The sequence below is a fragment of the Cellulomonas massiliensis JC225 genome, assembly GCF_000312005.1.
GTDB classification, from domain to species: Bacteria; Actinomycetota; Actinomycetes; order Actinomycetales; family Cellulomonadaceae; genus Cellulomonas; species Cellulomonas massiliensis.
In genome coordinates this window covers 1,937,879-1,951,545 of the sequence record NZ_HE978588.1, presented here as the reverse complement: position 1 = coordinate 1,951,545, position 13,667 = coordinate 1,937,879, and the positions used below count along the sequence as shown (strand labels likewise).

The 13,667-nt window shown below is 75.2% G+C and carries 13 protein-coding genes and 1 pseudogene; 4 read left to right on the top strand and 10 right to left on the bottom strand.

Going from position 1 to position 13,667, the window contains the following annotated elements; all coding sequences use genetic code 11:
* Positions 1-158, bottom strand: a pseudogene (locus tag HGCM_RS20560) (23S rRNA (adenine(2503)-C(2))-methyltransferase RlmN); the annotation flags it as partial.
* Complete coding sequence (locus HGCM_RS20430; protein ID WP_019136569.1) at positions 146-274, bottom strand: hypothetical protein; 129 nt, start codon at positions 272-274, stop codon at positions 146-148. The pseudogene HGCM_RS20560 and the gene HGCM_RS20430, both read right to left, overlap by 13 nt.
* 133 nt (positions 275-407) lie before the next feature.
* Between HGCM_RS20430 and HGCM_RS09280 the strand changes: the two genes are divergently transcribed.
* Positions 408-1,064: a DinB family protein gene (locus tag HGCM_RS09280; protein ID WP_019136568.1), complete on the top strand. Its 657-nt coding sequence runs from the start codon at positions 408-410 to the stop codon at positions 1,062-1,064.
* Between the two features lie 33 nt (positions 1,065-1,097).
* On the opposite strand, the gene HGCM_RS09275 is transcribed toward HGCM_RS09280, so the two are convergent.
* From HGCM_RS09275 to HGCM_RS09260, 4 genes are all read right to left on the bottom strand, one after another.
* Positions 1,098-1,856, bottom strand: coding sequence for an ATP-binding cassette domain-containing protein (locus HGCM_RS09275; RefSeq protein ID WP_040399683.1), 759 nt, complete (start codon positions 1,854-1,856; stop codon positions 1,098-1,100).
* Between the two features lie 5 nt (positions 1,857-1,861).
* Positions 1,862-2,875, bottom strand: a complete 1,014-nt coding sequence (locus HGCM_RS17735; protein ID WP_019136566.1) for an ABC transporter permease — start codon at positions 2,873-2,875, stop codon at positions 1,862-1,864.
* 4 nt (positions 2,876-2,879) lie between these two features.
* Positions 2,880-3,944 (bottom strand): substrate-binding domain-containing protein, encoded by a 1,065-nt coding sequence (locus HGCM_RS17730; RefSeq protein WP_019136565.1) that lies wholly within the window; start codon positions 3,942-3,944, stop codon positions 2,880-2,882.
* Between the two features lie 189 nt (positions 3,945-4,133).
* Positions 4,134-5,483, bottom strand: a complete 1,350-nt coding sequence (locus HGCM_RS09260) for an FGGY family carbohydrate kinase (protein ID WP_019136564.1) — start codon at positions 5,481-5,483, stop codon at positions 4,134-4,136.
* Between the two features lie 124 nt (positions 5,484-5,607).
* Between HGCM_RS09260 and HGCM_RS09255 the strand changes: the two genes are divergently transcribed.
* Positions 5,608-6,603: a ketose-bisphosphate aldolase gene (locus HGCM_RS09255; RefSeq protein ID WP_019136563.1), complete on the top strand. Its 996-nt coding sequence runs from the start codon at positions 5,608-5,610 to the stop codon at positions 6,601-6,603.
* Between the two features lie 41 nt (positions 6,604-6,644).
* Positions 6,645-7,745: a LacI family DNA-binding transcriptional regulator gene (locus HGCM_RS18810; protein WP_019136562.1), complete on the top strand. Its 1,101-nt coding sequence runs from the start codon at positions 6,645-6,647 to the stop codon at positions 7,743-7,745.
* 65 nt (positions 7,746-7,810) lie between these two features.
* Here HGCM_RS18810 and galE read toward each other — a convergent pair whose 3' ends face one another.
* The 3 genes from galE to galT all read right to left on the bottom strand — a co-directional run bounded on the left by galE (position 7,811) and on the right by galT (position 11,305).
* On the bottom strand, positions 7,811-8,791 hold the full coding sequence (galE, locus tag HGCM_RS09245; RefSeq protein WP_019136561.1) for a UDP-glucose 4-epimerase GalE: 981 nt from the start codon (positions 8,789-8,791) through the stop codon (positions 7,811-7,813).
* Positions 8,792-8,903: 112 nt separating this feature from the next.
* Positions 8,904-10,133, bottom strand: coding sequence for a galactokinase (gene galK / locus HGCM_RS09240; RefSeq protein WP_019136560.1), 1,230 nt, complete (start codon positions 10,131-10,133; stop codon positions 8,904-8,906).
* Complete coding sequence (gene galT, locus HGCM_RS09235; RefSeq protein WP_019136559.1) at positions 10,130-11,305, bottom strand: galactose-1-phosphate uridylyltransferase; 1,176 nt, start codon at positions 11,303-11,305, stop codon at positions 10,130-10,132. Before galT ends, galK begins: the two co-directional genes overlap by 4 nt.
* 141 nt (positions 11,306-11,446) lie before the next feature.
* On the opposite strand from galT, the gene HGCM_RS09230 reads away from it, so the two are divergent.
* Positions 11,447-12,493 (top strand): LacI family DNA-binding transcriptional regulator, encoded by a 1,047-nt coding sequence (locus HGCM_RS09230; RefSeq protein ID WP_019136558.1) that lies wholly within the window; start codon positions 11,447-11,449, stop codon positions 12,491-12,493.
* On the opposite strand, the gene HGCM_RS17720 is transcribed toward HGCM_RS09230, so the two are convergent.
* The coding region (locus tag HGCM_RS17720) for a glycosyltransferase family 39 protein (RefSeq protein WP_019136557.1) at positions 12,490-13,667 on the bottom strand (1,178 nt) is incomplete at its 5' end. The genes HGCM_RS09230 and HGCM_RS17720 overlap by 4 nt on opposite strands.

Here is a 13,667-nt window from a genome sequence, read left to right as displayed (position 1 = left end):
GCGTACTCGATGGACACGCGTCGTCCGGTCCGCTCGAAGTACCGGTGGGCCGAGTCGATCGCCTCGTCGACGCTCCAGCGGGTGTTGACGGGCACCAGCTCGCTGCGCAGCTCGTCGTCCGGCGCGTGCAGCGACAGCGCGAGGGTCACCGGGATGCCCCCTCGTCGTCACCGCGGGCGGCGTGCTGCGTGGGCACCGCGGCGAGCCGGTCCGGCCACCGCCAGCCGGCGTACCGCTCGGCCAGGGTCACGGGCGGGCGCTCGGGCTGCGGCATGACGGCTTCCTGACGCGGGAGGGCTGGTCCTGCCGACGCTAGGACCCGACCGGCCGCGGTGCCTGGGACCGTGGGCCCGGGTGACGGCCCGCACGTCCGGCGGCGTGTGGGTGGGCGCCGGTAGCGTCCCAGCATGGACGCCGACGAGACGCCGCGCGACGACGCGACGACGACCGGGAACCAGCCGCTGCCCACGGCGGCCGACGAGCAGGAGCGCATGAAGCAGACGCTCCACACGTACCTCGCCCGCCGGCGCGAGGACCTCCTGCGCAAGCTCGACGGGCTCGACGACTACGACGCGGCCCGCCCGCTCGTCCCCACCGGGACGAACCTCCTCGGGCTCGTCAAGCACGTCGCCAGCGTGCAGCTCGAGTACTTCGGGAGCGTCTTCGGCCGCCCGGCCGACCGGACGTTCCCGTGGATCGAGGCGCAGGACGAGACCGACATGTTCCTCGAGGCCGGCCAGACCCGCGCCGAGATCGAGGAGCTCCACGCCTACTCCGCGCGGTGGGCGGACGCGACGATCGACGCGCTGCCGCTCGACGCCCGCGGCGAGGTGCCGTGGTGGCCGCCGGAGCGCCGGTACGTGACGCTGCACCAGATCCTGGTGCACATGCTCGCCGAGACGGCCCGTCACGCCGGGCACGCCGACATCGTCCGGGAGCTCATCGACGGCGCGGTCGGCGACCGCCCCGGCGACCCGAACCTCCCGGGCCGCTCGGCGCAGGAGTGGGCGGCGTTCCGGGCCCGCATCGAGGCGAACGCGCGCGCGGCGGCCGGGCGGCCCTGAGGACCGCCCGGCCACCACGGGGGCGCGTCCGCGCTACGCGAAGGTGGACGCGCCCGTCACCTGGGCGACGAGCTCGACGCCCGTGACGTCCGACGTGCGCTCGCCGTTGACGACGCGACCGCCGCGCATGACCCACACCTGCTGGGACAGGCGCATCACCTGCTCGAAGTTGTGCGAGATGATGAGCACCGTCGTGCCCGCGTCGACGATCCGCCGGATGAGGTCCTCCACCTGCGCCGTCTCGCGGAGGCCGAGCGCCGCGGTGGGCTCGTCCATGATGACGAACTGGTTCGACCACATCACGGCCCGCGCGATCGCGACCGCCTGCCGCTGACCGCCCGACAGGCGCTTCACCGTCTTCGTGACGCCCGGGACGTTGACGGCGAGGCCCGAGACCAGCTCGTGCGCCTGGCGGCGCATCTCCGCGCGCCGGCTCGTCCGGAACGGTGGGACGCCGCGGGTCAGCTCCCGGTTGAGGAAGATGTTCTGCCAGACGGTGAGCTGGTCGGCCAGGGCCAGGTCCTGGTACACCGTCTCGATCCCGGCATGGCGCGCCGCGAGCGGCGAGGCGAACCGGACCGGCTCGCCGTCCATGAGGACCTCGCCCGAGTCGGGCGCGTGGTACCCCGCCAGGCACTTGATGAGCGTCGACTTGCCGGCGCCGTTGTCCCCGACGATCGCGGTGACCTCCCCGGGACGGGCGTACAGGGACGCCCCCTTGAGCGCCTCGACGCTGCCGAACGACTTCGTGAGGTCGCGGACCTCGATCTTGTGCGGCGTCGCGCCGTCCACGGCCGTCACTTCCTTCCTCGCATGAGCGTCGCCGCGGCGAGCACGACGATGCCGACGACGGCCGGCTCGTAGAACGCCTCGACCCCGACCATCGTCAGCCCGGTCTGGACGACCGTGAGCAGGATGGCGCCGAGCATCGGCCCCCAGACGGTGGCCCTGCCGCCGAAGAGGCTGGTGCCGCCGAGCACGGTCGCCGCCACGGCCTTCATGACGTAGTCGGTGTTGGTGGCCGGCTGGGTGGACCCCACGTAGAGGACCAGGAAGATCGCCGCCGTCCCGGCGAGCGCTCCCCCGATGACGTAGCCCGCGAGCTTGATCCGCGGGACGCGCAGCCCCATGGCCTTGCTCGCGTCCATGTTGTCGCCGACCGCGAGCAGGTGGGTGCCGACGGCCGTGTGGGTGAGCAGGACGTGCAGCAGCACGCCGATGACCAGGACGATGAGGATGTTGTAGCGCAGCGGCCCCGCGGACTGGCTCGCGATCGCGCGCAGCGTGTCGTCGGCCACCGGGACCGGGATGCCCTTGGACACGACGAGCCCGATGCCCTGGACGAGCCCCATGGTGCCGAGCGTGACGATCATGTCCGGGATCCGCACCCGCCCTACGAAGAACCCGTTCGCCAGCCCGACGACGACGCCGACCCCGACCGCCAGCAGGCAGGACACCGGCAGGCCCCACCCCGCCTGGTAGCCGAGCCCGAACACGACGCTCGCGAGCGCCAGGGTCGCGGCCATGGACAGGTCGATCCCGGCCAGCATCACGGCGAACGTCATGCCCATGGCGAGCAGGACGGGGATCGCCGCGTCGGCGAGCATCGCGTTGACGTTGTGCCAGGTCGCGAAGTTCGGCGAGATGAGCGAGAACACGATCATCGCGACGACCAGCGCCGTCGGCGCGGTCGCGCGGGTCCAGGTCTCCTCGAGCCGGGCCGTGCGCAGCACGCGCTGCAGACGGGTCGGCGGGGCGGCGAGCTGGTCGACCGAGCGGTCGAGCGCGGGCGCGGGCGCGGATCCCAGCATCAGGTCAGCCCTCGAACGGGTTGGGCACCTCGAAGCCCTCCGGCGGAGCCGGGGACGCCTCGAGCGCGGCGGCGGCGTTGGACGGGTCCACGATGAGCACCGGGGTGTCGACCCGCTCGGGGAGCGTCGCGCCGTCGGCCGCGGCCTGGCACGCCTGCACCGCCTGGTAGCCCATGAGGTACGGGAACTGCTCGACCGTGGACGCCAGGTCGCCGTCCACGATGGACTGCAGCTCCTCCTTCGTGCCGTCGATGCCGACGACGACGACGTCGTCCGTCCGACCCTCCTGCGCGATGGCCTCCTGGATCCCCATCGCCTGCGTGCCCGCCGGCGTGAAGAAGCCCTTCACCTCGGGGTTGGCGCGCATGATCGCGGCGGCGGCGTTCTTCGCCTTCACCCGGTCGGCGTCGGCCGACACGGTCTGCACGGTCTCGAGCTTGCCGTCGACGACGCTGTGGAAGCCCTTCTGCCGCGCGATGTTGCCCGCGTCCTGGGCCAGCGTGCCGATGACCGCGACCTTCGACCCCTCCGGCAGGAGCTTGAGCATCGCCTCGCCGCCCGCAGCGCCCGCCTGCTCGTTGACGGTGCCGATGTACGTGCTCACCGTCACCCCCTGCTGCTGGGCGGCGTCGGTGTCCATCTCCAGGTCGATGTTGACGATCGTCGCGTCGCCGGCACCGGTGAGCGGCGTGACGAGGTTCGTCGGGCTGGTCGGGTTGAGGACGTAGCAGTCGTAGCCGTCGGAGACGAGCGCCTGGAGCTTGGACGCCTGGCCGGTGTCGTCCGAGACGTTCTGGGCGGCCTGCACGTTGAGCTCGGCGCCCAGGTCCTTCGCGGCCGCCTCGGCACCCGTGACCATCGCGCCGAAGTAGGTGTTGTCGATCGGCTTCGTGACGAAGCCGATGCGCAGGGCACCCGCCGCGCCTCCGCTCGCCGCGCCGCTCGCGCCGGCGCTGGGGCCGGTCGAGCCGTCCGCGCCGCTGCTGCAGGCCGTCAGGGCGAGGCCGGCGACCGCCGTGACGGCGAGCGTCGCGGCCCATCGCCGGGATCGTGTGTCGGGGATGCGCATGGGTGTGTCCCTCTCCTCGTTGAGATGCCGTGGGTCCCGTGGTCACCGCGCCCGGGGTCCGACCCCGTGCCCCTGCGGTGCGACGTGCGCCCATGATGCGCACCTTCTGACATCGTTGTCTAGCGCGTCCACCAGACGATACCCATTCGTGACCCGGCGCGAACGGGGCGTGCCCTGTCCCGTCCGTTGTCAGACGAGCCCGTCGACGGGCAGCCGCACCGCGCCCGGCATGCCGTCCGGCGACGCCCACCAGCCCGCGGCGACGCCGGCCACGGCGGCGGAGCCCCTGGTCACGGTCTCGACGACGCCCGAGACCACCGGCACGGAGGCGCCGAGCCGCGCCCGCGCCGCCAGCAGCCGCGCGGACCGCAGCCCTCCGCCGGTCAGCACCGTCACGCCGTCCGCTCCGGTGGCACGGCGCAGCGCGCGCTCCCCGTCGGCCGCGGACAGCGCGTAGTGGTCGACCAGGGCGCCCCACGCCTGCGGGCCGCCGCCGGTCACGACGTCGCGGCCCTCCTCGAGCGCCAGCGACACGGCGCGGTCGAGGACGGGGGCCGCGCCGGGCGGCGGCGCGAGCCGGTCGAGCTCCTCGGCGCTCGCGCCGGCCGTGCGCAGGAACGTCGCCACGGCGAGGCCGGGCCTCAGCCCCTCCCGCATGAGCAACGGCTCGCCGCTCGCCGGCCACGTCTCGAGGGTGAAGCCGTCCGCCACGAGGGCCGCCACCTCGCGCCACGACCCCGGCCTGCGCCGGAGCACCGCGAGCATCCCCTCGCTGGTGCCGACGGACCCGACGACCTCGCCCCGCACCGCCCCCGTGCCGACGGCGGCGACGGGGTGGTCGTGGCCGGCCACCACGACGGGCGCGCCCTCCGCGAGACCGAGCCCGAGCGCGATGGCGGTGCGGGCCGGGCGCCCGACGCACGGGCCGAGCACGGGCGCCGGGGCCAGGTCCCGCAGACCGGCGGCCTCCCAGACGGCCGTCAGCGGCTCCCCGCGGACCGGGTCGAACGCTCCGCTCGTCGAGGCCAGGCCGGACTCCTGGACCGGCTCGCCGGTGAGCTGCCACGCGAACGCGCCCGCGACCCCGACGAAGACGCCCGACGGGACCGCGCGCGCCTCGCGCAGCCAGGCCAGCTTCGCGAGGCTCGACACGGGCCGGGCGTGCCCACCGGTCCACCCGTCCAGGCGCTCGCCGCCGAGGCGCTCGCGCAGCCGCCGGACGTGGTCGGACCCGCGCTCGTCGTACCAGGCGGGGAAGCGCAGGTCGGCCAGGCGCCCGTCCCGCAGCACGGTGCCCACCTCGCCCATGGTGCCGACGCCGAGACCGCGGGCGGAGCCGGGCGCGAGGTCGAGCGCCGCGACGGCCGACCGGGCCGCCGCCAGGACGTCGAGCACCGGGAAGTCCACGCCGTCGGGGCCCTCGTCGCGCGGGGTCGGGACGGCGGACGAGGCGACGAGCGACCCGTCGCGCCGGTACGCGGCGGCCTTCGTGCGGGAGCTGCCGACGTCGAGCCCGACCAGCACCTCGTCGTCGCCCACCGGCACCTCCTCGTGTCGACCGCCCGGGCCACGGGTTCCCGCGGCTCGGCGCCTACGCTACTCTGTCCATCGTTGTCAGAAAACGACGACGATCCGTGCCGCCACGACCTCCGGGAGAACCTCCATGACGCTCATCACCCTCCGTCAGGCGCTCGACGGCGCGCGCCGCGGTGGATACGGCATCGGCGCGTTCAACGTGACCGACGTCGTGCAGGCCGAGGCGGTCCTCGACGCCGCGCGGCGGACCTCGTCGCCCGTGATCGTCCAGACGATCGCCGGCGCCTCCGCCTTCGCGTCCGACGAGCTGTACTGGGACCTGCTGCTGCGCACGATCTCCCACTACCCCGACGTCCCGGTCGTCCTGCACCTCGACCACGGGCCGGACGAGGCGACCTGCCTGCGCGCCATCGACGCCGGCTTCAGCAGCGTCATGATCGACGGCTCCCTCGACCCGGCCACCCACCAGCCGGCGTCGTTCGAGGCGAACGTCGAGGTCACGCGCCGCGTCGTGGAGTACGCGCACCGGCGGGGCGTGTCGGTCGAGGGCGAGCTGGGCACCATCGGCGGCTCCGAGGACGGCGGCACGCACAAGGAGATCGTGCTGGCCGACCCGGAGCAGGCGCAGGCGTTCGTGGAGCAGACCGACGTCGACGCGCTCGCCGTCGCCATCGGCACGTCGCACGGGGCGTACAAGTTCTCGAGCCCGCCGGACGGCTCCGTCCTGCACATGGACCTCATCTCCGCCATCAAGGCGAAGGTGCCGGACACGCACCTCGTCATGCACGGCTCGTCGTCGCTGCCGGCCGACGTCCGCGCCGAGATCAACGCCTACGGCGGCTCGCTGCCCGAGTCGTGGGGCGTGCCCGAGGACGAGAAGGCGCGCTCGACGACGCTGGGGGTCACGAAGATCAACCAGGGCATGGACTCCCACATGGCGTTCATGGCCCAGCTGCGCCGTTCCCTCGCGCAGGACGGCGTGACGGTGGACCCGGCACCCGGGCTGCGCGCGGGTCGCGCGGCCATGCGGGACATCGTCGCGGAGCGCATGGCGGTCTTCGGCCAGGCGGGGCACGCGCCGCAGTTCGCGGACGTCCCGGCGTTCGACGCCGTGCGCGCGTGACCTGCCCCGACGCCGGCGTCCCTGCCCACTAGCCTGCAGCCATGGCCAGCAACGACGCCTCCGGCCCGGGGACGAGCACGACCTCGTCCCCGGGCTTCCTGCGTCCCGCCCGGCTCGTCGACATCGCCCGCCTGGCGGGCGTCTCGATCAAGTCCGTGTCCCGTGTGCTCAACGAGGAGCCCTACGTCACCGACGAGATGCGCGCCAAGGTGATGGCCGCCGTCGAGGAGCTCGGGTACATCACCGACAACCGCGCACGCGTGCTGCGCACGAACCGGTCCGGGTACCTCGGGATCATCGTCCCCGACATCCGCAACGGGTTCTTCGCGGGGCTGACGCACCACCTGGAGAAGCGCCTCTCGTCCTCCGGCCAGACGATGCTGCTCGGCATCTCGGACGAGCGCCCCGACAAGGAGGAGCGCTACCTGCGCCTGTTCCGCCAGCAGCGGATCGACGGGCTGGTGGTGCTCCCGGCGGGGGCACCGAGCCTGGCGGACGTCGCGCAGCGCGTGCCGGTGGTCGTGCTGGACCGCACGCACCCGTCCCTGCGCCACAGCGCCGACCACGTGCTCGTCCACAACCGCGAGGCGGCGCACACCCTGACGCGCCACCTCGTCGACCGTCACCGGCTCACCCGCATCGCCATGGTGACCGGCGAGAAGACGATCTCCAGCGTGCGTGACCGCCAGCTCGGCTACCTCGACGCGATGGCGGAGTCCGGGCTCGAGGTGCGGCAGAGCGCGGGCCACACGACGCGGGAGGAGGCCGCGGCCGGCGCGCTCGAGCTGCTCCGGACCATCGAGCCGCCGTTCGGCGTGCTGGCCACGGGCAACCGGATGTTCGCGGCGGTGATGCAGGCCGCGAACCGGCTGGGGCTGCGGATCCCCCGTGACGTGGCGGTCGTGACGTTCGACGGCGTCGGCGACACGACCCTGCCCGGCATGTCGGCCACCCAGGCCGTCCTGCCGGTGCCGACGATGGCCGCCCGGGCGCTGCAGCTGCTGGCCGAGCGCACGAGCGACCCGGGCCGGGCGTACCGCGAGGTCGTCCTGGACTGCGACATCGAGTACGGCGTGACCTGCGGCTGCGTCGAGCCCGACCACCTGCCCGGCCCCGTCACGTCGCGTCGTCACACCGGCTGAGCGGACCGCCGGTCCGCACCGGCTCGTCCGCCGCCGGCGGGTGCCGCCGCGAGGGCCCCGACGGGTCAGGCCGTGCGGGCCTGCCGGGCCGCCCAGGCCGAGCGGACCATCTCGTCCAGCGAGGTCTGCGCCAGCCACCCCAGGTCCCGCCGGGCCGCCTCGCCCGACGCGACGATGCGCGCGGGGTCGCCGGGCCGGCGCGGGGCGACCTCCGGGGAGAAGTCGATGCCGGTGGCGGCGGCGACGGCCGTCATGATCTGGCGGACCGACACGCCGTCGCCGGAGCCGAGGTTGTAGACGGGGTCGAGCGCCCGGCCCGCCTCGAGCGCCTGAGCGGCGGCGACGTGCGCCCGGGCGAGCTCGCCGACGTGGACGTAGTCGCGCACGCAGGTGCCGTCGGGCGTCGGGTAGTCGTCGCCGAACACCCGGGGCGTGCGGCCGGACGCCAGGGCGTCGAAGACCAGCGGGAACAGGTTGTGCGGGCTCGTGTCCTCGAGCTCCGGCGCGCCCGAGCCGACGACGTTGAAGTAGCGCAACGACGTGTGCAGCAGCGGACGCTCCGCGGGGCGGGCGCGTGCGACGTCCCGCGCGAGCCACTCGCCGACGAGCTTGCTCTCGCCGTAGGGCGACTCGGGGGCGGTCGGCGTCCGCTCGGTGACCAGGTCGGTGTGGGGGGTGCCGTACACGGCGGCCGACGAGCTGAAGACCAGCCGGTCGACCCCCGCGTCGTCCATCGCGCGGAGCACCGAGGCCGTGCCCTGGACGTTCTGCTCGTACGTGTGCAGCGGCCGCTGCACGCTGACGCCCGCGTACTTGAACCCCGCGAGGTGCACGACGCCGGCGACGTCGTGCGCGCGCATGGCCTGCGTGAGGGCGTCGGTGTCGAGGACGCTCGTGCGCACGAGCGGCACGCCGGCGGGCACGAACCGCTCGTGGCCGCTCGACAGGTCGTCGACCACCACGGACGCCAGCCCGGCGTCCGCGAACGCCCGCACGACGTGCGCCCCGATGTACCCGGCACCGCCGGTGACCAGCCACGTGCTCATGCGTCTCCTCCTGCTCCTCGACGTGTCGGCGGTCCGGCACGGCGGCTCGATCAGCACCTCGGCAGCTCGGCACCTCGGCACGTCGGCGCCGCCGCGACCGGACCACCGGAGGCTACGGGGCCTCGTCCCGGCCCGCGGCCGCGGCCGGCTCGGCCAGCAGCATGCCGGGCTCGCGGAGCCCGCGTGCGGCGAAGGCCTCGGACACGGCCCGTGCGACGTGGTCGACGGCGTCCGCCTCGACCAGCGCGATCGCCGACCCGCCGAAGCCGCCACCCGTCATGCGGGCGCCCAGCGCGCCCGCGGCACGGGCGGAGGTGACGACGACGTCGAGCTCCTCGCAGCTGACCTCGTAGTCGTCGCGCAGCGAGGCGTGCGACGCGTCCATCACCGGGCCGACGTCGCGCACGCCGCCGGCCTCGAGGAGGGCGACGAACTCCTGCACGCGGGCGATCTCGGTGACGACGTGCCGGACGCGGCGGCGGACCACGTCCACGCCCACGACCTCGCCGGACGGCAGCGTCACGTCGGCCGTGAGCCGGGCGAGCGCGGCGTCGAGGTCGACGACCTCGCGCAGGGTGCTCACGCCGAGCGCCGAGGCGGCCGCCTCGCACGTCGCCCGCCGCCGCCCGTACTGGCCGTCGGCCAGCCGGTGCTCGGCGCGGGTGTCGACGACCAGGAGCGCGAGCCCGTGGGCCGCGAGGTCGAACGGCAGCTGGCGCCGCGAGCCGTCGCGGGTGTCGAGCAGCAGCGCGTGCCCCGCGGCGCCCAGCAGCGAGGCGGCCTGGTCCATGCCGCCGGTGGCGGCGCCCGCGACCTCGTTCTCCGCCCGCACGCAGGCGGCCGCGAGCGCAGCGCGACCCTCCTCCGTCGAGGCGAGCCCGAGGCCGGCGACGTCGTCGAGGGCGACCGCGACCGCGCACTCGAGCGCGGCCGAGGACGAGAGCCCCGCGCCGTACGGCACGCACGAGTCGACGGCGGCGGTGAACCCCGGCAGGCGCGCGCCGTCCTGCTCCAGCGCCCAGGCGACACCCGCCGCGTAGGACGGCCAGCCGCCCATGCCGGGCGTCACGTCGTCGAGGCGGCCGCGCCACGGGGCGCTCTCCTGCCGGGAGGCGAGGGCGAGCGAGCGGTCGTCCGTGACCGTGAGCGCGACGTACGTGCGGTGCGGCAGCGCGACGGGCAGGCAGAGGCCGCCGTTGTAGTCGGTGTGCTCGCCGATGAGGTTCACCCGGCCCGGCGCGGACCACACGCCCTGCGGCGCGACGCCGAACGCCTCGCGGTAGGCCGCGGCGGCGCGGGCCGCACCCTCCCCGCGCTCCCACGCGGGTGCCGGCCCGCTCACGCGAGCTCCTGCAGGCGTGCGGCGATCCGCTCGGGCGTCGTGTCGCTGATCCAGGCGGCCATGCCCGACTCCACGCCCGCGAGGTACTTGAGCTTGCCCGGCGCGCGCAGCACGGAGAACAGCTGCAGGTGCAGGCGGCCGAGGTCCCGACCCTCGCCCGTGACGGCCTGGTGCCAGCCGGAGATGTAGGGCAGCGGGAGGGGCTCGCCCGTCGCGGGGTCGACGAAGAACCGGTCGAGCCGCACGAGCAGGCGGTGGTAGAGCGCCGCGAGGTCGTCGCGCTCGTCGTCCGTCAGGCCGGGCAGGTCGAGGACGTCCCGGCGCGGCGCGACGTGGACCTCGACGGGCCAGCGGGCGGCCGCCGGCACGTACGCGACCCAGTGCGCGCTCTCGTCGACCACGCGCACGCCGGCGCGCAGCTCGGCCTCGAGCACGTCGCGCAGCAGGGACCCCCCGGTGCGCTCCCGGTGCGCGCGCGCCTGCGCCAGCATCGCCTGGGTGCGCGGCGTGACGTACGGCAGCGCGTAGATCTGGCCGTGCGGGTGCGGCAGCGTCACGCCGATCTCCGGGCCGCGGTTCTCGAACACGTAGACCTGCTCGATGCCGGGCAGCGCGGCGAGCGCCTCCGTGCGCTGGGCCCACGCGTCGACGATCGTCCGGACCCGCGAGACGTCGAGATCCGCGAACGACGCGTGGTGGTCGGACGAGAACACGACGACCTCGCACCGTCCGGCGGCGGGACGCGTGGGCCACAGCGGCTCCCCGTCGAGCGCCGTCTCGGTGTCGTCCTGGCCCGGCACCGCGAGCAGCGCCGGGAACCGGTTCTCGAAGACGGCCACGTCGTACGCCGTGTCGGGGATCTCGCCGTCGCTGTACGCGGCGCCGGGGCGGGCGGGGCACAGGGGGCAGGCGTCGGCCGCGGGCAGGAACGTCCGGTTCATGCGGTGCGACGCCATGGGCACCCAGTCGCCCGTCAGGGGGTCGCGGCGCATCTCGGGCCCGGTGAAGGCACGCTCCACGCCGTCCTCCCCCGGCACGGGCGCGAACCGGTCGGGCAGCGGCCGGGGGTCGTCCAGGCGCCGGGTCGCCGCGCCCGACGCGTACGGCTCGGTGTCGTCGACGTAGACGAGCTCCCGGCCGTCCGCGAGTCGCGTGGAGGTGAACCTCGTCATGGGCGGCGGCTCCTCGGGTCGGCGCGGGCGGCGGGCGATGGTGACGTCACCATTGTCGTCTCGACCCAGGCTTCCACGCACGCTGAACGGGTGTCAAACAGCAGGTCGCGCGATGTGGTGACGTTGCCATACGCTGACGCGGTGAGCGACCACGCAGCGCAGGCCGAAACGGCGTCCCCGGGCGGCGCCCCCGCCCGTGGCGCGTCCATCGGGGACGTCGCGCGCCTCGCGGGGGTCTCCGCCACCACCGTCTCGCGCGTCTCCACCGGCGTCGGCGTCGTGCGCGAGTCGACCCGTCGCCGCGTCCTCGACGCGATGCGGACGCTCGGCTACACGCCCAACCACGCGGCCCGCGCGCTGCGCTACGGCAGCTTCGGCACGATCGGGGTCATCGCCCACCAGCTCGGCCGCACCGGCGAGTCCCGGACCGTCGAGAGCGTCGTCGCCGCCGCCCGTCGCGAGGGCTACGGCGTCACGCTGGTGGACGTCGAGAGCCCGACCTCGGACCAGGTCGACGCGGCCGTCCAGCGCCTCACCCACCGGTCGATCGACGGCCTCGTCATCATCCGCGCCGAGACCGCGACGCCGGCGACGCTGCAGCTGCCGGCGCACCTGCCCGTCGCGGTCTCCGACTCCCGGTTCGTCGGCCACCACCCCGCCGTGGGGCCCGACCAGACGGCGGGCACGCGGGAGGCCGTCGAGCACCTGCTCTCGCTCGGCCACCGCACCGTCCACCACGTGACGGGGCCGGCGGGCTCCGGGCCTGCGACGCTGCGGGCCGCGGGGTGGCGGGCGGCGCTCGCCGCGGCCGGCCGCTCCGCTCCGGAGCCGTTGCCGGGCGACTGGTCGGCGGCCTCGGGCCACGCCGCGGGGCTCGCCCTGCCGCCGGACGCGACGGCGGTCTTCTGCGCCAACGACGAGACCGCCGCCGGCCTCGTCGCGGCGCTCGACGCCCGCGGTCTGCGCGTCCCGCAGGACGTCTCGGTCGTCGGCTTCGACGACATCCCGCTCGCCGGCTTCCTGCGGCCCGCGCTGACGACGGTCCGGCAGGACTTCGCGCGCGTCGGGGAGGAGCTCGTCCACCTGCTCGTCCGGCAGGTCGCGGGCGAGGAGCTCGCCGACCACCGCGTGGTGGTGCCCGCGCCCCTCGTCGTGCGGGCGAGCACCGCTCCCCCGCCGGCCGCCTAGCGGCAGGACGCCGGGTCGCGGGCGAGCAGCAGGACGTCGGTCGTGCCGCCGCGCGTCACGTCACAGGTCACGAACCCGCGCGCCTCCAGCTGGTCCTGCACCGGCGAGCGCTCCGGGGAGGGCAGGCCGCGGTGGTACAGCACCGCCCACAGGCGGTCGACGTCATCGAGGGGCACGTCCGGCAGGTCCGCCCACGTCCCCCACAGGGTGCCGGCCTGCGCCCCCGTCCGGACGCGCGCGACGTCGCGCGTCCGGGCGAACGCGTCCGGGTAGCCCTCCGCGATGGCGCCGGGCGGCGAGATGCTCCCCCCGGCCGCGAAGCCGAAGTAGACGCCGTCGCCCGCGCGCGACCGCTCCCGGACGACCGCGGCCGCCTGCGCGTGGTCGAACCCCCAGTTGCCGGTGGGCGTGCGCTGGGCCAGGTAGGCCGGCGTCGCGAGGGCCACGACGAGCAGGACGGCCGCGACCTGCGCCCAGCGCGCGCGCAGCACCGCGACCGCGCACCCGACGAGGAGCGCCACCGCCGGGGTCTGGAAGAAGAGGTAGCGCACGTCGTAGACCGGCGTGACGACGTACGAGACGCCCACCACCACGAGCGGCGGCAGGACGAGCCACGGGACGGCCAGCGCGACCGGGCCGACGGGCGACCCGCCGCCCGCGCCGACGGGCGCGCGCCCGCGCGGGTGGAGCACGGCGACCAGCATCGCCGCCCAGCCGACGACGGCGAGCGCGAGCACCGACCACGCCCAGACCGTCGGCGCGACGGGCGGGAACGGGATCGTGCGGTCGTGCGTGGGCGTGGTGCCCATGAACCACTGCCCCACCAGCAGCGCCCGGACCAGCTTCTCGGACTCGGGCTCGTGCAGCTGCGGCACCGCGACCTGGCCGCCCGCGACGACGAGCACGGGCGCGGCGACCAGCACCGCCCCGAGCGCCGAGAGCAGCCACGCGCCGAGCGACCGGCGCGCAGCGGGGCGCGCGAGCACGGTCACGCCGTGCGCGACGACGAGGAGGGCGAGGTACACGTTGACGACCACCGCGAGCCCCGCCACGACGGCGTACGCCGCCCACCAGCGCGCCCGCCGCCGCGCGAGGGCCTCGACGAGCAGCAGCGTCGCGACGACGCCGAGCGCGGTCGCCGCCGCCTGCGCGCGGGCCTCGATGGCGAGGAACG